Source organism: Psychrobacter sp. CX5, from assembly GCF_057621535.2.
The window spans coordinates 2,287,043-2,308,667 of sequence record NZ_CM177735.1 but is presented as its reverse complement, the minus strand read 5'-3'; the positions used below and the strand labels follow the sequence as shown (position 1 = coordinate 2,308,667).

The window sequence follows — 21,625 nt, the reverse complement described above, 5'->3', positions numbered from 1 at the left end:
GCAGTTTCAGAAGCTGAGGGAATATCACCTAAATCTGATACGTGTTCTAAGGATTGAAAACCCTCATCTACCTTAGTATCTAAGTTTATGTCTGAGTCTGGGTTTGCATCTACCTTAACATTAACATCTGAATCAGGGTGTTCATTCTTTGGGTTACTCATGGCCTACCTAATTCCTGTTCTATTACCCGAGGTTGAACTGGGTGGGAAGATTAGCTCAACGCGTTGACTGCCGCCAGCAGTGGCTTCTACATCCCCCACCTTGAGACTATAACGTATCACGTTACCAGAAAAACTAGCGCCATTTTGAGTTAGCTTTGCATTCCCCGTCAACGTCACGATACCATTTTGTGCATTGTAATCAATTTTATTGGCTTGCCCTTTCGCCAACCCTTTTTCTTGAGTGACTATTTGTTGCATAGTGGCAGGACGACCAGTAGCAACTGCCGACTGAATACTACGACCGTTTGATAAGTTAACTGTTATATTGTCAGCAGCTAATTTTAAGGTTCCTTGGGTAATCGTTACATTTCCTGAATATGAGGTTACGCCCGTACGCTCACTATAGGTTGCCCTATCCGCTAACAATCTTATGGGTTGTTGGGCATCAGAAGGAAGAGCCGAGGCAGTTATCGAAACCGTTGATGCCGCAAAGGTCGCCGATAGTACTGCTAAAGCAGTTAACCCTTTCGAATATTTATTTGAACAAATTTGCGCTAGGATTTTAGAGCGTTGATTCACAGTATGTTTCCTAAAATTATGGCGTTAATGTATGGCTGATAATAGAAGCTTAAATAAGCTAATTGGGTTAAAGCTAATTAGGATCAAGCTATTAGGGGTTATAAAATCATTTTCTAGATAAACCGTAAGTTTAAGCAAGTATAGAAATTAACCTATCGAGTGAGGATACTGCAAACGCTACAAAAAGTAGGTTCATTTCAAAAGCCTGACCAAGTCTAATAAGGATAGGATAACTTGTATAAAAGGTATAAGTTCACTCAATATAATCCATTATATGGATATCTGTCAGTCTATTTTGTTAATAAACCTATCGGTTCGCAAACAATACTAGAAATTAAGTATTGATTCAATCAATCACTTAGGCTGTTCTTTATATCAAAAAAGTGGCTCATCTTTACGGGTTGGGGGCATAAAAGTGACCGCTACTTTTGCAAACTCATAGTCGCCAGTTGTTAAATCAGCGTTAAAGCTTTGCGATTCAAAGCTATTATCAGCTTGAGTTACCTCAATGGGTTTTTCGCTATAAACTCTTTTTTGTTCCAAATCACCAATTAATTCAGAAGCCACCAGCTTTAAGGGTGGTTTGACTGTTCGGGCGGTCTGATAACCATCCGTTAATGAAGGGTTCGCCTGACTTGAAAACATCACATTATTGGTCATCACTACTTTAGACTGCTCATGATACATTTTGGCTTCGTCTGCATTAATCACCACATTTTGTGAGGCACTAGGTCGCCAATTTAACGTCATAGAAACTAATTTATCAAGATTGTCATCCGAATAATGCGTTAAATTATCAGCAGTTAGAGAATACTCCGCCACCCCCTCATCATTCGTCTGGACCGCTAAAATATCGGTCGCTTCATATTCAATATTAGAGGTAGATAAATTTATTACAGAGTCAAGATCACCTTCATTACGATAAAACCATACCGCAAAAAGGGCAACAATCAAGGATAAAATAAATAAAAAACGAGTATTCATGACACCTCTTTATGCCCTTAAATAAAACTAGCGTAAATAATACTTAATATTTACTTAAAATTATGTTGCCAATGATAAATATGATTATGACAATGAAAGCGTTCAAATACTACTTTGAATCACCCAATAACGACTATAAAATCATACTAAGCCGACACTATTTATCCAGTATATACTCGCTAAGGTGTTGCTCATACTTACCATGACCCTTTAAGATTAAGTCACACACTTCTCGTACCGCTCCCTCACCGCCTGCTTTGGTTGTTACCATCATCACACGACTTAAGACTTCTTGATGAGCATTAGGAACGGTTGCCGAAAACCCGACTGACTGTAGTGCTTTAATATCAGGTAAGTCATCGCCCATATAAGCACATTCTTCTAGTTGGATAGATAAGTCAGACAATAATTGATTTAGAGCGTCAAGTTTATCATCTCGACCTTGAATAACGTAATCAATTTCCATCTCCTTGGCACGCTTACTCACCATAGGACTTGTACGACCAGTAATAATAGCCGTTTTCACGCCAGCTAATTTTACAGACTTTACCCCTATCCCATCTTTTACATTAAAAGACTTAGTCTCAATGCCATTGTCATCATAAGTAATATGACCATCAGATAAGATACCATCGACATCTAATACCAACAGTTTGACTTTACTTGCCGCTTTCACTAAATCTTGCATATTAAACCTCTAGTTTTTAATAATAATACGTACTTACCAATATGATTCTATTATTGACAGGCATTTCAGAAGCTTTGTGAAACTTCTAAATTTATATAATCTTGTAGACCCTGTGAAGACTCAACTAACCCCAGCTTGAAGTAAGTCATGAATGGTAATCACTCCTTCTAAATGCTGTCTGTCATCGACTATCAGTAACTGATTGATAGATTTCTCATTCATCACACTAAGCGCATCTGATGCACGCAAGTCCTTTGAAACTTGCTTGGGGTTAGGTGTCATAATTTCCGACATAGGGGTATCTAAGTCGATGTGTTTTTCTAAAGCGCGTCTAAGGTCACCATCTGTAAAGATACCAATGACTTTTTGTTGACTGTCCACAACCACTGCCATACCCAGACGACCACTGGTCATTACAAACAGTGCCTGATGTAAACGGGTATCTTTAGAGACAATGGGTAACTCTAAATTTGTTTCCGCTTGATGCATTAAATCACTGACTCGCATTAATAACTTACGGCCTAAAGCGCCAGCAGGATGTGATAATGCAAAATCTTCAGAGGTAAAATGACGAGAGTGAACTAAGGCTACCGCTATGGCATCTCCTAGTGCTAAAGTAGCCGTTGTACTTGATGTAGGTGCTAAACCCAGCGGACACGCCTCTTCGAATGCACCTAAGGTTAAGGCAACATCAGCTGACTTAGGCAACATACCTCGTTTATCACGGCTAATACTAATTAGGGGAATCTTTAGGTGCTTCACAACAGGCAATAATGTCTTAATCTCATCAGATTCACCCGAATTTGATATCGCTAGCAGTACATCTCCTGAAACTAACATACCCAAGTCACCATGCCCAGCTTCACCAGGATGCATAAAGAATGCAGGAGTGCCAGTAGAGGCGAAAGTCGCGGCTATTTTTCGTCCGATATGTCCTGATTTTCCCATACCGGTTACGACCACTCGACCTTGACAGTTTAGGATAAGCTCGCAGGCTTGTACGAACCGCTCATCCAACTGTTCAATTAAGAGCTCTAAAGCCTCTTGTTCGGTACGTATGGCGTCAATTGCATATTGAATATACTGTTCGGGTGGCGATGAAGAAGTAGAAGGTTTCATAGATAGCTAGGTCTGTAGTATATGATTAGGGGCATTACAACGGATAATAGTTTAGCATATTTCGCATCATTCAGATGCATTCAGACATGTCATCATAACTTTTAAATCGTAAAAAAACCTGCATTTCAGCAGGCATAAATATATAAAATTAATCTAAACATTCGTCATATGTATAAGAGATAAAATGAATCCCTAGAAAGACAGAGCTAAATTAACTCTAATTTTTAATCATCGCCAAAGTCATCATTACTATCGTCATTATGATGGGGTTGTGTCGGGGCATCAAACCCACCCTTTTCAAAGCTACGTTCCTCAAAGCCACGTTGTGGACGGTTTGCACCAAATGTTCTATCAGAGTCAAACGATCGATCGCCTTCAAAACCGCGCTCTACACCAAAGCCACGCTCTTGGATAAAACCTCCGCGCTCTTGATTAAACCCTCTATCTGAAAATCCGCTACGGTTAAAACCTGTACGCTTGCTTGCAAACCCACCTGGCTCAAAACCGGGCGCACCGCGCTCAAAACCACCAGATACCGCTGGCGTAGCGCCAAACCCTCCTTGGTATCCAGCGACTGGCTTAGACCCACTTGTAGAGGCACTACTACTGCGTGGATTTCGAGCAGGAACGACGGTTGAAATAGCATGCTTGTACACCATCTGACTGACAGTGTTTTTAAGTAAGACAACGTATTGATCAAATGACTCAATTTGACCTTGTAATTTGATACCATTGACTAAAAAAATAGAGACTGGAATACGGTCTTTTCGCAAAGAATTCAAAAATGGATCTTGTAATGTTTGTCCCTTGGACATGAGGTGTCTCCTTAATTTTAATTTATTATAAGTGGATGACAATAATAATCAGGGTATTACTTATAATTATACTTTTAATGTATTTTCCAATAATAATTTACGTTTACTTACTAATTAACAACATTAAATATATGAAAGTAGATACTCTTTTGCGTCATTAATTGATTTAAATTGTTGAATAGACTTGTTTCTTGTTTCACTCAAAGGAGCATGATATATCTTACGATCCCTCTGTGAATCACTGCTATCAAGCGTATTGCTATCAAGTGAATTGTTATCGAATAAAGCAGGGTCTGAATGAGTTGCCACTAGGTTTCTAAGCCATGTAAACTGCCTTTTTGCAAGTTGCCTTGTCGCATATAATGCCTTATTTTTCATGTCTTGACAAGCAAGGTCAAGGTCGGCCGCCTCCCATTGATGCCCACTATTTTCAACAGCTCGATGAGATAATAGCATCTTATCTGTCATAGGATGAGCCGTTTCGATTAAATAGTCAATTACCTGTCTGTACCCGACACAGCGCATCGATGGCATATCTGGTGATAAAGGATATTTTTTTAATAAAGAGATAACCTCATCTAAGAAGCCTTCCTCCCACATGAGTTGTAACCGTCGTTCAATGCGTTGATGTAGCCATTGCCTATCAGGCATGACAGCTACTCCAAGCCAGTATTGATCTGGATTATCTGATAGCGCCTGTTTAGGAAGTTGTTGCCAATAGCTTAGAGGCTTACCTGTTTGTTTATACACCTCTACTGCACGCGTAATTCTTTGGGTGTCACCTTCAGGTAACCGCTGCGCGATGACAGGGTCGACGTCGGTCAAGTATCTATGTAACGCCTCAATACCCGATTGTTGACGCCAAGACTCGACCTCTTCTCGTACCTCAATGTCTGTGTCTGGCACTGGAGACAACCCTGTAAACAGCGCCATATAATACATCATCGTACCACCAACCAATAACGGTATTTTGCCTCGGTTATGTATCTCCTCAATTAAACGCTCTACATCTGCAACAAAGTTTGCCACACTGTAAGTATCGGTAGGATCTATAATATCGACCAAATGATGTGGATATTGTTCCAGCTCTTCAGAGGTAGGTTTTGCCGTACCAATATTCATGTCACGATAAATCAGCGCTGAATCCACTGAGACAATTTCAAATCGACCAGTATCGTAAAGCTCATAAGCCAAAGACGTTTTACCACTGGCTGTTGGCGCCATCAAGCAAACCACAGCATTATCTGGTAGCTTAGACTGACTTAGAGGCTTTATGCTAAAATTTGGACTCATTGTATTAAACTCTATTGGATAAGCGAATATAGGGACTGGTTAACATCAACTCAATAAGTTGTTTAAAAGACATCTGAGTGAGGGCATAATCACTTAATTGCTGCTTCAAGTTTGACGCCTTATTTGAGAATATCCTATTCTCATCATTAACTTTTTGATCTATTTGTCGTGTTTCTACATTTTCATTTTCACTTTTGTCATCCAAATGACGATGTTCCAGTTGACTCTGTTGAATATGAGATAAGAGTGCCATATTTATCCAATTAATTTTGTCAGTGATATCTGTGCACTGATAATAGTCATTGATGTACATTGATTGATCACTTGAATCACTTTTCATTAAGTCTTCTAACTGTAACTCTTTAGAAAGCAGATCTTCTAGCAAAGTTTGCTCTTCAATCACAAACACATCGCTTTTATACTGTATTAAAACTAAATTAAAGCTAGATTCAGCCTCTATCTCATCTTCTGCATCACTTTCTATCTGAGCCTCTAGCTTATCTTTTGCATCACTTTCTATCTGAGCTTCTAGCTGATCTTCTACCTGAACTTCTAATAGGCGCTTTTGACGCTGTTTGAATAAGTGTTCAGTTAATTCACTATTTTGAATTAACTCACTACTTTGAATAATATAAAGGCATTGTACTTGTGGCCCTGTATGTACTAAATTTGACTCCTCTTGTTTGTTATTCACCCTATTATAATGACGTGTATACGGGTTATTAGGGTGCCTGTTTTCGAAGCTACTGTTTTGAAAACTGCTGTTTTTAAAACTGCTTATCTCAAAGCCGCTCAATTCCGGATTATGAACATTTCTTGATTCTAATTCTAATTCATGCCCCTCACCAGTCGCTAAATAAGGACGGTGGCCTTTTGACTGACCGTCAGGCTCATAAGGGGTATACGATTCATTTACCCCCATATTAACTTTGCCAGCGTTTTCTATACCTTTAGAATCAATGCTGTGTGTTAATGAGCTTTGTTGCAATGTGCTGTGTTTTAACGAGCTTTGCTGAGGGGTTAATGACGACGAGCTTCTAGACTGGCTAGATCTCGTATTGGATTGTTGCGATTGTCTTTTTTGCCACAGTTGTAGAGCATCTCTAACCCCCACTTCTAAATGAGCAGTAATGTTAGCAAGATTCTGAATTTTGATGCACTGTTTTGAAGGATGAACGTTTAAGTTAAGCCAGTCCTTGGGAAGATTAAAGAACAGCACATATCCTAAGCCGCTTATAGTATTAGTATTAGCATTGGTTTCACTAAACATTGTCATTGACGCACTCTCTCGCAAGCTTTGCGAAATACGTCTGTCTTTTACCAATCGCCCATTGATATATATCAGCTTGTAAGCTGGGTTAATCATAGGCACAACACTGGGAATTAAAAAGCCATTAATACCCAGCTGTTGACTCTCATAGTCAACTGCTCCGTGTGATTGCAAGCCTTCAAGACTTATATCAATTGGTTGTAGGTTAGTATCATCTAGTAAGTTAGCTTGCTGATGTGACCCCGGTAATACCGCTTTTAATCGAGCCAGCACAGATTGCATCAGCGCTGACTTTAGGACTTCTGGCTGGCTCGGGTCATGTCCATGACTAATATGCTGGTCTATATCCGTTGGATGAATCGCCGTAAAATTATAACGACGCTTGTCATTATGCCAAAGACAAAAGCTGACATCACTTGCCACTAACGCCAACTGCTTGACCACCATTTCAATATGAGCATATTCAGTAGAAATAGACTTTAAGTTCCCACGCCGCGCAGGAACATTAAAATATAAGTCTTTGACGGTTACTGTCGTCCCTTGAGGATGAACCACCGGTATAAGCTCTGGGGTATCCTCTAATATTCCAGCGACATTCAACTCTCGACCGATACCCTGATGGTCACAGCAACTTTTCAAGGTCATTCTCGACACCGCTGCTGTGGCTGCTAATGCCTCCCCTCGAAAGCCTAACGTCGCTATGCCTTGTAAGTGTGCCACATCTGCTATCTTGCTGGTAGCAAAGCGCGTTACCGCCATTATCATGTCATCCGGATGAATGCCACATCCATTATCAGCCACCTCTATAATACCCATGCCCCCTTGAGTAATGCGAATATCAATAGAGGTTGCCCCCGCATCAATCGCATTTTCAATCAGTTCTTTCACTACTGACGCGGGGCGAGTGACCACTTCACCTGCAGCCAGTTGATTGACCAGTAGCGGCGGCAGTTTTCTAATCCGATTATTGGTTTGAGCAGAGTTTTCGCTGACGGTCATTAGTTACTTATATCTTATTGTTAAGGGAGTTTTATATTTATTAGGATCGCTTAATAGTAGGAGAGAATGATAGGTTGGCATAGTCTATCACCACCTCTCTTACCTCAGCCCCATCCTGTAGCGCCACTGTGATATTAATCGTCATGACTGGATCTGGTAGGTAGTCCTGTGCACGACTTGCCCACTCTATAATAACCAAAGCTTGAGGGTCATCAAGATACTCTTCAAAGCCAATAAAAGACAATTCCTCAGGATCTTGTAAACGGTATAAATCTGCATGATAGACACGTCTAATCAGTGGATTGGTAGACTGCGCTAGCTTATAAGGCTCCACTAACGTATAAGTGGGACTTTTAACCGATCCCTCATGACCCAGTGCTCTGAGCCAGTAACGGGTTAAGGTCGTTTTTCCTGCACCCAAGTCACCTGATAGCCAGACACTCCCGCTTAAAGAGGACGTTGCTAATCGTTTGGCAAGTGCTTGCGTATCAGCCTCAGATTTTAAAATTAGGGTTTCAGTTTGGTTTGCCATATTACTTTGGTCACGCATTTATAAAATTAAATTGAATGAAAAAAAAGCTAAAAAAAGCCCTGCACAAAAAGCATAGAATAAAAGAGCGAGAACAAGATTGATTTGAAAAGAGATCATTTTACTTGTAGAGTTACTTCTGGATTCACAAAGCACTCGCCCGCGATAAGCTTATCGTACATTTTTGGATCATGCCACTCTTGACGTACTTGCTCGCTAAACTCAAACTGCTCTAATTGCAATTTACCCATATGTTCATTGGCAACATCTTCAGCGAAACACTGCGCGTATCCGGTTGCCGTTTCATGAGCAATGACCGAATACACCGATACATCTGCTTCCCCATTGGCCATTTTGGTTTGATTTAAAATACTTTGTGCCCAAAAAAATATAATTCGTGAGAACTGCTCAGCGGATGGAGAGACAGGCAGGCTGATCCAACGTGCACTAAACTTTTTGCACATTGCAATGTAGTCTGGATCATCTTTATTCCAAAAACAAATCGCATGATCAAAGCTGTCAATGATATCTTTTATAGATGATTTCAATAACCCAAAGTCATAGACCATCTGACCATTGTCCAATCTATCGGCTTGCAATATCAGTTCAATTTGATAGCTATGACCATGTATTGAACGCTTACATCTATCTGAACTACAGTTACGCACGATATGTGCGTTTTCGAATTTAAAAAGCTTACGTATACGCATGAATATTCCCACTACGACTAAAAATATTTGAACCAACTCTAGAGATTAACCTATCGAGTCAGGTAAGTCCAAACGCAATAAATCAAACGCTACAATACAATAGATTCAGCGAGCTTGACTAAAAACTGACAATGATAGGTTATTTTATAGAAAAGGCATTACTATCTGCTATAAGCATAGTTTAACACTATAGACAACAAACAAAATGGATAACACAATGCAGTGTTACCCATTTCTAATCAGACTAACAATAAGATCTTATTATTAATATTGAGCATTAATTGAGCGTTAACATAGTTGAGCACAAAATTGTAATCATCAGTCAATTAGGGGTCATATCGCTTATTAAAATTATAAAGGTTATTAAGGTTGTACACCATTTATTATAACGCTTACAGATTTCATAACGCTCATAAAAGCTTAATAATATCTGCCTTAATCGCTTCAGGCTTAGTGGTTGAGGCATACCGATCTATAACGTTGCCGTCACGACTAATTAAGAATTTAGTAAAATTCCACTTAATACCATCGGTTAAAAAGCCGCCTTCTTGCTTCTTAAGCCAAGTATAAATAGGGTGCTCATTTTTACCATTGACGTCTACTTTCTCCATCATAAGAAAGCTAACGCCATAATTTTTTTGACAAAATGCCCCAATCTCTTCGTTGCTACCCGGATCTTGAGCGCCAAATTGATTGCAAGGGAAGCCAATAATCACCAATCCCTGATCTTTATACTGCTCGTGCAATTTCTCAAGCCCTTCAAATTGTGGGGTGAACCCGCACTTACTGGCCGTATTGACTATTAATAAGACCTTATCTTTAAAGGTACTAAACTCAACTGGCTTACCGTTTAAGTCATTGGCACTGAAATCATAAATACTCGTCATAATTCTTCCTTGATAGCGGTTAACTTAAGAATGTATGTATTATCTCGTTAATTAATTCATTAAAAGTTAAGAGATTAAAATGGGGTAATGATGTCTGTAATCTAAAATATTGTCTGTCGTCTAAGTCGATAGCTATTTAATCAAAAGCAAAAAACTACTTGTCATCTAAGTCTATGGCTACTGAATTGATACAATAACGAAGACCCGTCGTCTCTTTAGGTCCATCAGGGAACACATGACCTAAGTGACCGCCACAGTTGCTACAAGTCACTTCTACTCGGCGCATACCATGTGACGTATCTAAATGCTCATCTACCGCCGACTCATCCAATGTGGCATCAAAACTTGGCCAACCACAACCCGAATCAAACTTATTGTTCGAATCAAATAATTTGGCGCCACACCCTTTACAACGATACACCCCTTTTTCACTCATGTCATTATGAATACCGGTAAAGGGACGTTCGGTACCTTTTTGACGCAATACGGCATACTCTTCATCAGTCAGACGATCTCGCCAATCTGCTTCCGTTAGTTGTGCAATTTCTTCTTTGGTGAGCTGTGAATCTTGCATATTTTATCCTTAATGTGTCATTTTTACTCAGTCGTGTTTTGGCTCAAATATCATTACTTCAAAGCCTAAGTCAGTATTTCAAAAACCTAATATGTAGACTTGAATAACCATATGTCATTTGACCTGATATTAATTTATGAAGTGTTTTAATAAGTTATTTAATTATGCGGTTTAATAATAGTTATTCAAAGGATTAACCTAATCTACTTACCAAAAAGATAGCAAAGATTACATAATCTTAACTTATCTCAGTTCAATAAATTCAAGGTACCTTATTAAACATGCGTTATCTAGTAATCGGATTGCATAAAATCGAGTTATTTAATAATCGAGTTATCAAATACAGTTTAAATTTATAGTTAGAATTTAGATTCACAAAAAAAATGAACCAAATCAAAATCAAAATATAAGCACTAGCATAAATGCAAGTTATACTTGCATAAATATAAATTACATATAAAATCAAAATGCAATAATATCTTGCATTAAAGCAAATTCTTTTAGTAAACTATCTGGCATATTAGACATTTATGAAAACCATAATATTTATAATTCATTTATTTCGTTTACGTATTTAAGTCAGAACACCCGCAAAAAAACTAAATTTAATAGTCCATTTCGTTTAAGCAAAGTGAATCTAAATAATGAGTGAGCAATTAGAACATAAATCCCAAGGCGAACGGCTCAATAAATTGCGTAAAGCGAAAGGGCTGACCGCAGAGCAGCTTGCCAATGCCATGACGGAGGCTGGCTCTAAAGTCAGCCGTGGCGCCATTTCCAACTGGGAACGGGGTATTAATGGAATCGTTTCTTCAAAACTGCCGACCTTGGCCAAAATTTTAGGCTGTAGCGAAGGCTACTTATTGCGTGGTGAGAACACGGAGGTTAAATCAGATTATGAGCAATCTGACTTAGTTCAAAAAGATCAAGAACGCGCTCCTAACCCTAATCGTGTGAAAAGTGTAGACCAACCCCATTCAAAACACTCTGACCAGTTGAATCAGTCAAACCAGAACCCTCAAGCAACTAGCCAACACAACACTTCTCCAATTTCATCAAGTATAAGCGACAGTACCATGACACTTCCAACATCCCCACTTAACCGTAATCCTCTTAAAAAATCTGAAAAACTGCAAAATGTTTGTTATGACATCCGTGGCCCATTACTTAAAACTGCGATGCAGATGGAGGCTCAAGGGCAGCGAATCTTAAAGCTAAATGTCGGCAATCCTGCTCCGTTTAATCTTGAAGCACCGCATGAGATCCTACAAGATGTAGCATTGAACTTGCATAAAGCGACGGGCTATTCTGATTCACAAGGTATCTTCTCAGCTCGTAAAGCCATCTTGCAATATTATCAATCAAAAGGCTTGTTATCGGCAGTCGATGTACGTGATGTCTATCTGGGTAACGGGGTATCAGAGTTAATTGTTATGACCATGCAGGCCTTGATGAATGATGGGGATGAAGTTTTAATACCTATGCCCGATTATCCATTGTGGACTGCGGCCGCAAACCTCGCTGGCGGAACGGCAGTCCACTACCGCTGTAATGAAGAGAATAATTGGCAACCTGACATTGAGGATATTCGCTCAAAAATTACTGATAAAACCCGCGGCATCGTTGTGATAAATCCAAACAATCCAACGGGTGCTTTGTATTCTAATGAAGTACTTTTAGAGATTATTAAGCTTGCCCGCGAGCATGATTTAGTATTGATGGCTGATGAGATATATGATCGTATTCTTTATGATGATGTGGTACACACCCCGTTGTGTACGTTGGCTCAAGATGTGCTCATCTTAACTTACAATGGCTTATCCAAGTCACACCGTATTGCAGGCTTTCGCGCAGGTTGGCTCATGTTATCAGGTAACAAGGAGCATGCCAGCGACTTTATTGAAGGCTTGGATATGTTAGCGTCAATGCGTTTATGTGCTAACGTGCCAGCTCAATATGCGATTCAGACAGCAGTCGGTGGCTATCAAAGTATGCAAGAGTTGACCTCTGAATCAGGCCGTCTGTATAAGCAACGCCAATTAGCGGTCGAACGTTTAAATGCCATCCCAGGTGTTTCGTGTACCATGCCACAAGGGGCATTTTATTGCTTCCCAAAAATAGACCTTGATATTTATCCTATTGAAGATGATATGAAGCTAATGATGGACATGCTCATTGAAGAAAAAGTATTGATGGTCCAAGGTACTGGCTTTAATTGGGACAGGCCAGACCACTTTAGAGTAGTATTTTTACCAAATTTATTAGACTTAGAAAATGCCATGGATCGATTAGATCGCTTTTTCGCCAATAAACGCAAACAGTATGGTACTGAAGGAATCGCAGGCTAATTAACGTTGTATAACAACCTAAAATAGATAAACTTAGAGTCTGTATTTATAAGTCACCGTTATCAGGTTTTAGGCTAAGTGGCATGGTACGAATAGCCCATCAATCGCTTAGTCTAACAATTGCTTAGTCTAATAAACGGTTAATAAATCTATACACTTTTTTCTACTCATAGCTACGATCTTAATTGCTGCATTTAACTATTATAATTGCCTTTCAGTTAAATAGTGCAATATCTCATTCTTATTAGGACGAGTCACCAGCCACTGCGCAAACGCTTCTGCTTTATCAAAATCTTCACCTAATTTCTTTTGATATAAGCGTTTAAAGTTATTTTCACGCTCCTCAGCTTTTAAACGATTTTGCCAAGGGTCACTGATAACCTTAGTGAGTTTATTTTGCATTTTAAGATACTTAAGAAGTTGCCACTCTCCTTTGTCTAACCAAATATCATTACAAGTGTGGCAAACATTGATGGTGTTTTCATGTTCATTATCCATCAAATATTTAAGCGTATACCTACCACATCCCTGACAAATCAATGCGCCATCGGTGTTTTCTACTTCCATAAAATTAAACTCTGCAGGAAGTTCGGGCTTTCTTTCTCTTAGATTATTTATATGATTGATGGTTTGCTCTTCTAGCCATTCAGTATATGCAGAAAGATAGACATGCACACCATTACAAGTACGACATTTTAAAGCCTCTAAGCTACCATCGAGTAACGTGGGCTGTAAGGTATCCGTTTTACATTTATAGCAGTTCAATTGCATGAGATTTCCAATTTCCATATCTGTTATGTATAGAATACACGAAATGACGCTTAAGTATAAAAAAACCCACCTCTAAATTTAGAAATGGGTCTTTTGAGTGTTTGAATGTCAACTTACCTAATATCGAAACTTGAAATTAACCTTTCAAGGAAGTACCTACCATCTCTTCAGATAACGTCCTTACTATTCAGGTTTAAAGCTGTCTCGTAGAGTGACGGTACGGTTAAACACCGGCTTATCACTGTTGTGTTCAACTGCATCAGAGACAAAATAACCTTCACGTTCAAACTGGAAACGCGTTCCAGGTTCAGCATTTGCAAGAGACGGTTCAACCACCCCATCTAACTCAATTAACGAATCAGCATTTAAGGCATCATGCACATTGTCCACGGCACCAGGGTTATCGACACTAAACAAATGCTCATACAGACGAACTTTAGCAGGAATACCTTGATCGGCTGATACCCAGTGAATGACGCCTTTTACCTTACGGTCTTCAGGGTTATTACCTAAGGTGGTCTTATCAATGGTTGCTTTTAGCTCAACCACATTACCAGCGTCATCTAACACATGCTCTGTCACCGCAAGCACATAAGTATTGCGTAAGCGAATTTCAGACTTTTCTGGAGATAAGCGTTTGTAGCCTTTTGGCGGCTCAAGCTCGTAATCGCTCTGATCAATATAGATGGTCTGCGTAAACGGTATTTCACGCTCTCCCATATCGATATTAGGATGGTTTGGCTGAGTAAGCCATAACGTTTTATTGGCATCATCCCAGCGCGCATTGACGCTATCTGCCTTTAAGCTTTCCCACTCACTCACTGCCTCTTCGAAGTTAGTAATGGTGACTTTTAGGGGTCTCAATACAGCCATCCCGCGAGCGGTAGTATTCTCTAAAGACTGCCGAATACTAAACTCAAGTAAACGAAAATCGACAACACTGTCCGCCTTGGTGACACCAACACGATCACAGAAGTCGCGAAGACCTTCAGGCGTATAGCCACGACGACGCATACCCGCGATAGTCGGCATACGCGGATCATCCCAACCTGTCACAACACCTTCATCGACCAGTTGCTTCAATTTACGTTTACTGGTCAAGGTATGATCAACATTTAAACGGCTAAACTCATATTGATGCGGCGGCAAGTCAAAGCCGATCTTCTCAATTGCCCAATCATAAAAAGGACGATGATCTTCAAACTCTAAGGTACATAGAGAATGGGTTACCCCCTCTATCGCATCTGATAACGGATGCGCATAGTCATACATCGGATAGATGCACCATTTATCGCCCGTTTGATGATGGGTTTGCTTCATGACGCGGTAAATAACAGGATCACGCATATTCATATTGGGGCTTGCCATATCAATTTTGGCACGTAACACTGCTTCACCTTCTGCATAATGACCGTTTTTCATATCTTCAAAGCGTTGTAGGTTTTCTGCTACGCTTGCATCTCGCTGAGGCGATGGTTTTCCCGGTTCATTAAACGAGCCACGGTTTTCTTTGATTTGCTCAGGCGTCTGTAAGTCAACGTAAGCATCGCCTTGCTCAATTAATTTAATGGCCCACGCATACAACTGGTCAAAATATCCAGACGCATGATGTGGCTCACCGCCCCATTCAAAACCTAACCATGTCACATCATTTTCGATATTATCGAGGTAATCCTGTTTTTCTGCTGTGGGATTGGTATCATCAAAGCGCAAATTACAAACACCGCCAAACTCTTGCGCCACACCAAAGTTTAAACAAATAGACTTCACATGACCTAAATGCAAATAACCGTTTGGTTCGGGCGGGAAACGAGTGACAATCTGTTTATATTTATCTTGAGACAGATCTTCTCGAATAATATGACGAATAAAATCGTTTTTTTGATCGTCAGTATGTGCCGCAGCATCACTAACTGAATTATTGGCTTTATTATTGTTACTGCTCATTCAACTACTTCTCCTATGATAAAACCTGGTTAACCTATTATACTTTTGCCATAATTGCCATAATTTTGACCCATTCTATCAGGTTTACCAAATTCTGTAACAGCTAGACACATGACATCCTAAAAAAAAGAGGTTAGACTGACTAAAATTTTGATTATCCCGATTTGATCCCGATTCGATTGACTCGAATTTAAATCAACTAAGAAACGGGTCATTGGGTCGATAATATCTATAATTAGGTTGATTAATAAATTTTCATACCCATCTAAATGTGCAAGGAATTATTGTGAAATCTAGCCAAACACTTAAAACGATAGGATATGGTAGTTTGATATTGCCATTATTTTTAATGGGTTGTACCAATACTACGTCAACTCAAACGCCTAACACCACTACAAATAAACAAACTAAGGAAACACAAATGAGCGATATGCCAGTAGTTCAACTTAATACCTCAATGGGTGAGATCGTTATTGAGCTTAACAAAGAAAAAGCACCAAAAACGGTCGATAACTTCGTCTCATATGTTAAATCAGGTCAATATGATGGCACTATCTTCCATCGTGTTATTCCTAACTTTATGATTCAAGGTGGCGGGATGGACGCTGAGATGAATGAAAAGCCTACCAAAGCTCCTATCGAAAATGAAGCAGACAACGGTCTTAAAAATGACGAAGGTACGATTGCTATGGCACGTACTCAAGACCCTCATTCAGCGACCAGCCAATTTTTTATTAACACCACAGACAACGCTTTCCTAAACCATTCGGGTAAAAATATGCAAGGTTGGGGCTACACCGTATTTGGTAAAGTAACGAGTGGCATGGATGTGGTTAAGAAAATTGAAAGCGTCCCAACGGGCCGCTTTGGTATGCATGCTGATGTACCAAAAGAGCCTGTTATCATTAATTCTGCCGTCATGGTCGATGAATAATCGCTGTTTCCCGAGATAAACTATTTAAGAGCTGTTTAAGGTAATTAACGGAATAAGTCATAATAATGAATGACCAAGATGTCAGTACGACACTTCAACAGTATACCCACTTGATCACCACTCGCCCGCACGATATCACTCGAGTGGTGATCAGTGACTTACATTTGTCTGCCGACGAGCCTGCTTTAGTGCAGGCTTTTTTGGCTTTACTCGATGACTTAGTGGTACTGCCCAACCTTACCGAGCTATATATATTAGGCGATTGGTTTGATGCTTGGATTGGTGATGATGCCTATTTAACGCTCTCTGACTCTGAAAAACAAAGCCACTGGCTTACCCCGTTGATACATAAATTGACCCAGCTTACGGCTAAAGGTTGCCAAATTTTTGTCATGCATGGCAATCGCGACTTTCTCATTGGACAGCCTTTTTGTGATACGTTTGGTGGTCAATTAATCTCTGAGCCTTATTTGATAAAGACGGGAGGATGTACCTTTCGCCTTGAGCATGGCGATGCCCTTTGTACTGATGATAAAGCTTATCAACGATTCCGTAAGATTATGCGTCAGCCCATTGTTCAATGGTTTATCTTAAAGAAATCTTTAGATAAACGACGGGCATTAGCACAACGTATTCGGCAACAAAGTGCCCGGGGCAAATCGACCAAATCTATGACCATTATGGATGTCAATCAGCAAGCAGTTTACAATGTCTTACAACAGGCTGACTGCTTATTACATGGTCATACACATCGTCCGGCGATTCACCCCGTTCGTTTAAATAGTAACAGTCAGCCAAGGCTGCAAGATGAGACGCTGAAAGCAGAACAAAACGCAGAAGAAAACACTGAGCAAAAAGCTGTTGCCTTAACAAAAGTACGTTACGTCTTGGGGGATTGGCGAGTACTAGATAGGTCAGGCTTGATCGAGCAGGTTGAAGCTGTTATCGGAGTATTTACCTTTAATGAGAATACTTCCACTAGCCACTCAGTTCCTAGAAATCTTTTAGAGAATAATAAGACTGAGAACTTCCAATTGGTAACCTTTAAGTTTCCAGTCTAGAGGCTATTTATGAAACGCCTGGCTTTTTTTAACTCTGAGTTTTTAATTCTTCGGTTTTAATTCTGCGTAAGACTTAATATTTATAAAAAGCATTACTTATAAAAGCATCACTGTTAATCGAGCAGTTTAAAAAAGTGCTGACGATAATGCTTAAGCTCACGAATTGAATCTCGAATATCATCCATGGCTAAGTGACTGCCTGTTTTTTCAACGCCTTTTAGTATATCGGGGCGCCAGCGATAGCATAGCTCTTTAATAGAGGACACATCCAAATTCCGATAATGGAAGAACTTCTCTAATTGCGGCATCTGCCGTGCTAAAAAGCGACGGTCTTGACAAATAGAATTACCACACATTGGCGATTTTCCTTCATCTACCCATTTGCTTAAAAAGGCGATGGTTTCTTTTTCGGCTTCCTCTAGAGTGACACTACTCCGACGTACTCTATCTATTAAGCCAGACTGACCATGCTGTTTGGTATTCCAGTCATCCATCCCATTTAACTTTTGATCAGATACTTTAATCGCAAATACGGGACCTTCTGCCAATACATTTAAATCTTCATCTGTCACTATTGTCGCAATTTCAATAATATCGTCATTCATGGTATCCAATCCGGTCATTTCAAGATCAATCCAGATTAGACCTTTCTTACCTTGATTTTTAATTTTGATTTTATTGGGGTGATCACTCATATTTTTTCCTAAACAACTTGTAATACCGATATATTGATAATACCCTTTTTTTTAAATCAACCTATCTTTATTAAACACGCTTTGCCTATAAATATTAGGTTAAGGCAATTGACGCTCGGTAGATTAACTCTTAAAAACGGTAAATAATTAAATTAAATTCTAAAAACGTTCTTGACGTTATACACATTCAAAAAAAGCGTATAAAGGCTATAAAAATCAAAGCCTATGTTAACAAATTTAAATACATTCACAGCAACTATTACTGACATGGATGTCTTAAACTGTGACTATATTGTACACTCTACTATTTAACTTTATTCTATTAAGTAAACGATATCCTATTAAGCAACGATTGGCTGCTACTATAAACATGAAAAATGAATAAACATGAATGGACCACTTACTACTTTATACCAACCCATTTTTGAACGTAATTTAAACAAAGGTAAACCATTTATATGGCTTTAATAAGACAACGTAAGCTCACTAAACAACAATTAAGACGCATCGACAAACAGCAGGCTGAACAACAAGAATCGCTTGACGGTAGCCTAATGGATGGGGTTGTCATGGCCCATTATGGCAAACAGTTGGAAGTACAAGTGACTTCCCTGCCCGCTATTATACCTGATCCTCCTAGTGTCGCTGAGGGTGAGCCCGAGCCGTTTTGGCAGTCTATCCAATTGGGTGACATTTGGCGTTGTCATGTGCGTACCAACTTACCGATGATTGCGACTGGCGATAAAGTACGCTGGGTGGCAGACCCCAATACTGGATTTGGACGTATAGAATCGGTGCAACCGAGAACCTCTTTAATTTCACGTCCTGATCGCTACCATAAGTTAAAACCAGTCGCTGCCAATGTGGATATTCTGGCAATTGTCTTTGCGCCTTTGCCTGCTGCTGCCCCCACTTTAATAGACCGTTATTTAGTCGTTTGTCACCATGCTGACGTACAGCCATTATTGGTGCTAAACAAAGCCGATTTATTATCGATAGAAAGCTATGCCTTTACCGAACAGTTATTAACCGATTACCAAAAACTTGGCTATGATACTGTGTTAACTTCTGCACCCTGCCCCGAGAATATTTTACAGTCTGATTATAATACCAAACGTACGACAGACGTAGAGCCTGCGCTCGGGTTGAACCATTTACAACGACACATTAAAGATAAGTTGGTCATATTCGCTGGACAATCAGGTGTGGGAAAAAGCACGCTTGTCAACGCGCTACTTCCTAACTCTGACCAAAGTGTTAATATCATTTCCACCAACTCAAAGCTTGGTCAGCATACCACGACGACCAGTCGACTATTGCCCTTTAATCCAGAAAATTTATCACAAGGCGGTATTGTCGATACGCCTGGCATTCGAGAATATGGCATTTGGCATCTAACCCCTGATGACATTGTAGCGGGATTTGTTGAGCTATATCCGCTCGCAGGCGATTGTCAATTTCGTGATTGTAGACATACCCATAACAGCAAAGGCTGTGCATTATGGGCAGCCGTTGCGGAGGGTAAAGTGCTACAGCGTCGTGTCGAAAGTTTGGTTACTTTGCAAGCAGAGGCGGATACGCCAAGTTATTAATGACGATACTGGGTTTAATGACATCGTAACCCCTTATTATCCACTTAATTATCCGCTTAATTAATATAGTCGGTTAATGCATTCCTAACGTTATCACGTTATAATATTCGTCATTAAAATTTTTATTGGAGAAGTGTTTTGTCACTAGATCGTTGGTTTGAATTTATGGGGCACCACCCTTTTTTATTCGGTATTTTGGCTGTCCTTATTGTATTGTTTTTTACGCTAGAAAATAGACGTAGTGGAAAAAAAGTCTCCCCCAATACGCTTGGGACTATGGTGAACTCGCAAAACGCGAAGATTATTGATATTCGTAGCAAAAAGAAATTTGAAACGGGCTACATCCCAGGTAGTCGTAACATACCTTTTACTCAGCTTAAAGACCACTTAACTGAGATTCAAGCCATTGAAGAACCTGTCGTGATTGTCTGTGATATGGGTGTACAAGCAGGCGCTGCTGTACAATTAATCAGTAAACCTAACGTCTATCGTTTAGAAGGTGGTATTGGTGGCTGGCAAGCGGCAGGTATGCCTTTAGTTGGCGCTCCGAAGAAAAAAGGTAAAACCATCGATGGCAAAGCCAAAGCTCGTTAAGACTTTTAGTTAGAAGATTTTATAACGGCTTTTTTTATTCATCGTTTTACAACCTTATCACTTACCTTATCAATTAATAGCTCTTTGAATGAGTACCCTTTCAACTAACAAGCTTTAAATTAGTACCCTTTTAATTAATAACCATAAGGAACCTTTATGACTGCTACAGTTACCGTTTATACCACGCCAATTTGCCCATATTGCTCAAATGCTAAACAACTTTTGAAATCGAAAGATGTCGCTTATGAAGAAATCGGCATGCACGATATCAGCTCTGATGAGCGCATGGCATTAATGAAGAAAACCAATAATTATAGAACGGTGCCACAGATCTTTATTGGTGACACTTTCATTGGTGGGTTTGATGAACTCAATGCGCTAAATCAAAGTGGTAAACTTGACGAAATGCTTAACGCTTAATTTTAAGCCTAAGATTTTATATCTTTGGATGTTTCAATTAAGCATTAGTGCTTATTCAATACAAATTAAGTGAGCATCTAAACTATCATTAACGACAAACAATAATTAAGGACAACGATTATGGCAGAACAACAAGCACAGCCTCAACTTGCTCTAGAACGCATCTACGTAAAAGATATGTCTCTTGAAGTACCTGGTGCTGAAGTATTTACTAAAGAATGGCAACCAGAGCTTGATATCAACTTAGCGACTAATGCTGAAAAGCTTGACGACGATCATTATCAAGTGGTTTTAACGGTTACTGTAAACGCTAAAAACTCAAATGAACCAGCATTTATCGCTGAAGTTCATCAAGCGGGTATTTTCTTAATCAAAGACATTCCAGAAGATCAAATTGGCCAAATTTTAGGTGCTTATTGCCCTAATATCTTGTTCCCTTATGCCCGTGAAGTGATTAGTGACATCGTGACTCGTGGTAGCTTCCCTCAGCTATTATTAGCCCCTGTCAACTTTGATCAGGCTTATGCTCAAAGCCAACAGCAAGCCGCTGATGGTCAAGGAAACGCTTAATCGTTTCAATACTTATAACATAAGATATTTGATAGCTTAAAATTAAAAAACCTCGATTCATAGGAATCGAGGTTTTTTTGACTGT

21 protein-coding genes and 1 pseudogene are annotated in these 21,625 nt (G+C 39.6%); 8 read left to right on the top strand and 14 right to left on the bottom strand.

The window, feature by feature from the left end; genetic code table 11:
• Positions 1-164: 164 nt before the first annotated feature.
• The 11 genes from lptA to msrB all read right to left on the bottom strand — a co-directional run bounded on the left by lptA (position 165) and on the right by msrB (position 10,608).
• Complete coding sequence (lptA, locus tag AC21OG_RS08930) at positions 165-632, bottom strand: lipopolysaccharide transport periplasmic protein LptA (protein WP_486546829.1); 468 nt, start codon at positions 630-632, stop codon at positions 165-167.
• A gap of 483 nt (positions 633-1,115) precedes the next feature.
• Entirely contained in the window at positions 1,116-1,724 is a 609-nt protein-coding gene (gene lptC / locus AC21OG_RS08925; protein ID WP_487377893.1) for an LPS export ABC transporter periplasmic protein LptC, read from the bottom strand.
• A gap of 157 nt (positions 1,725-1,881) precedes the next feature.
• The gene (locus AC21OG_RS08920; protein WP_487377894.1) at positions 1,882-2,412 is read right to left on the bottom strand and encodes a KdsC family phosphatase; all 531 of its coding nucleotides are present in this window, start codon (positions 2,410-2,412) and stop codon (positions 1,882-1,884) included.
• Between the two features lie 120 nt (positions 2,413-2,532).
• Positions 2,533-3,531 (bottom strand): KpsF/GutQ family sugar-phosphate isomerase, encoded by a 999-nt coding sequence (locus AC21OG_RS08915; RefSeq protein WP_487377895.1) that lies wholly within the window; start codon positions 3,529-3,531, stop codon positions 2,533-2,535.
• Between the two features lie 224 nt (positions 3,532-3,755).
• Positions 3,756-4,346 (bottom strand): RNA chaperone Hfq, encoded by a 591-nt coding sequence (gene hfq, locus AC21OG_RS08910; protein WP_486546760.1) that lies wholly within the window; start codon positions 4,344-4,346, stop codon positions 3,756-3,758.
• 123 nt (positions 4,347-4,469) lie between these two features.
• Positions 4,470-5,639: a tRNA (adenosine(37)-N6)-dimethylallyltransferase MiaA gene (gene miaA / locus AC21OG_RS08905; protein ID WP_487377896.1), complete on the bottom strand. Its 1,170-nt coding sequence runs from the start codon at positions 5,637-5,639 to the stop codon at positions 4,470-4,472.
• Between the two features lie 4 nt (positions 5,640-5,643).
• Positions 5,644-7,908, bottom strand: a complete 2,265-nt coding sequence (mutL, locus tag AC21OG_RS08900) for a DNA mismatch repair endonuclease MutL (protein ID WP_487377897.1) — start codon at positions 7,906-7,908, stop codon at positions 5,644-5,646.
• 40 nt (positions 7,909-7,948) lie between these two features.
• Positions 7,949-8,440, bottom strand: coding sequence for a tRNA (adenosine(37)-N6)-threonylcarbamoyltransferase complex ATPase subunit type 1 TsaE (gene tsaE / locus AC21OG_RS08895; protein WP_487377898.1), 492 nt, complete (start codon positions 8,438-8,440; stop codon positions 7,949-7,951).
• A gap of 113 nt (positions 8,441-8,553) precedes the next feature.
• Positions 8,554-9,147 (bottom strand): 6-pyruvoyl trahydropterin synthase family protein, encoded by a 594-nt coding sequence (locus AC21OG_RS08890; protein ID WP_487377899.1) that lies wholly within the window; start codon positions 9,145-9,147, stop codon positions 8,554-8,556.
• Positions 9,148-9,557: 410 nt separating this feature from the next.
• Positions 9,558-10,034: a glutathione peroxidase gene (locus AC21OG_RS08885; protein WP_487377900.1), complete on the bottom strand. Its 477-nt coding sequence runs from the start codon at positions 10,032-10,034 to the stop codon at positions 9,558-9,560.
• Positions 10,035-10,188: 154 nt separating this feature from the next.
• On the bottom strand, positions 10,189-10,608 hold the full coding sequence (gene msrB / locus AC21OG_RS08880; protein ID WP_487377901.1) for a peptide-methionine (R)-S-oxide reductase MsrB: 420 nt from the start codon (positions 10,606-10,608) through the stop codon (positions 10,189-10,191).
• A gap of 644 nt (positions 10,609-11,252) precedes the next feature.
• On the opposite strand from msrB, the pseudogene AC21OG_RS08875 reads away from it, so the two are divergent.
• Positions 11,253-11,426, top strand: a pseudogene (locus tag AC21OG_RS08875) (helix-turn-helix domain-containing protein); the annotation flags it as partial.
• 258 nt (positions 11,427-11,684) lie between these two features.
• Complete coding sequence (locus AC21OG_RS08870) at positions 11,685-12,956, top strand: aminotransferase class I/II-fold pyridoxal phosphate-dependent enzyme (protein ID WP_487377939.1); 1,272 nt, start codon at positions 11,685-11,687, stop codon at positions 12,954-12,956.
• A gap of 201 nt (positions 12,957-13,157) precedes the next feature.
• On the opposite strand, the gene AC21OG_RS08865 is transcribed toward AC21OG_RS08870, so the two are convergent.
• Both AC21OG_RS08865 and AC21OG_RS08860 read right to left on the bottom strand, forming a co-directional pair.
• Positions 13,158-13,727: a TFIIB-type zinc ribbon-containing protein gene (locus AC21OG_RS08865; protein WP_487377902.1), complete on the bottom strand. Its 570-nt coding sequence runs from the start codon at positions 13,725-13,727 to the stop codon at positions 13,158-13,160.
• Positions 13,728-13,910: 183 nt separating this feature from the next.
• Entirely contained in the window at positions 13,911-15,674 is a 1,764-nt protein-coding gene (locus AC21OG_RS08860; RefSeq protein ID WP_487377903.1) for a glutamine--tRNA ligase/YqeY domain fusion protein, read from the bottom strand.
• A 421-nt stretch (positions 15,675-16,095) separates the two neighbouring features.
• Here AC21OG_RS08860 and AC21OG_RS08855 point away from each other — a divergent pair, with 421 nt between their 5' ends.
• Positions 16,096-16,608 (top strand): peptidylprolyl isomerase, encoded by a 513-nt coding sequence (locus AC21OG_RS08855; protein WP_486546831.1) that lies wholly within the window; start codon positions 16,096-16,098, stop codon positions 16,606-16,608.
• A 65-nt stretch (positions 16,609-16,673) separates the two neighbouring features.
• Positions 16,674-17,669 (top strand): UDP-2,3-diacylglucosamine diphosphatase, encoded by a 996-nt coding sequence (locus AC21OG_RS08850; RefSeq protein ID WP_487377904.1) that lies wholly within the window; start codon positions 16,674-16,676, stop codon positions 17,667-17,669.
• A gap of 113 nt (positions 17,670-17,782) precedes the next feature.
• Here the strand turns inward: AC21OG_RS08850 and orn are convergent, their stop codons facing one another.
• Positions 17,783-18,364 carry an oligoribonuclease gene (gene orn, locus AC21OG_RS08845; RefSeq protein ID WP_487377905.1) on the bottom strand — a complete coding sequence of 194 codons (582 nt, stop codon included), beginning with the start codon at positions 18,362-18,364 and terminating at the stop codon, positions 17,783-17,785.
• A gap of 458 nt (positions 18,365-18,822) precedes the next feature.
• On the opposite strand from orn, the gene rsgA reads away from it, so the two are divergent.
• The 4 genes from rsgA (at position 18,823) to secB (ending at position 21,540) form a co-directional block, all read left to right on the top strand.
• Positions 18,823-19,956 carry a ribosome small subunit-dependent GTPase A gene (rsgA, locus tag AC21OG_RS08840; RefSeq protein WP_487377906.1) on the top strand — a complete coding sequence of 378 codons (1,134 nt, stop codon included), beginning with the start codon at positions 18,823-18,825 and terminating at the stop codon, positions 19,954-19,956.
• A 165-nt stretch (positions 19,957-20,121) separates the two neighbouring features.
• Entirely contained in the window at positions 20,122-20,550 is a 429-nt protein-coding gene (locus AC21OG_RS08835; RefSeq protein ID WP_487377940.1) for a rhodanese-like domain-containing protein, read from the top strand.
• Positions 20,551-20,706: 156 nt separating this feature from the next.
• Positions 20,707-20,970, top strand: a complete 264-nt coding sequence (gene grxC, locus AC21OG_RS08830; protein ID WP_486546772.1) for a glutaredoxin 3 — start codon at positions 20,707-20,709, stop codon at positions 20,968-20,970.
• A gap of 120 nt (positions 20,971-21,090) precedes the next feature.
• Positions 21,091-21,540: a protein-export chaperone SecB gene (gene secB / locus AC21OG_RS08825; RefSeq protein WP_486546773.1), complete on the top strand. Its 450-nt coding sequence runs from the start codon at positions 21,091-21,093 to the stop codon at positions 21,538-21,540.
• Positions 21,541-21,625: the final 85 nt, after the last annotated feature.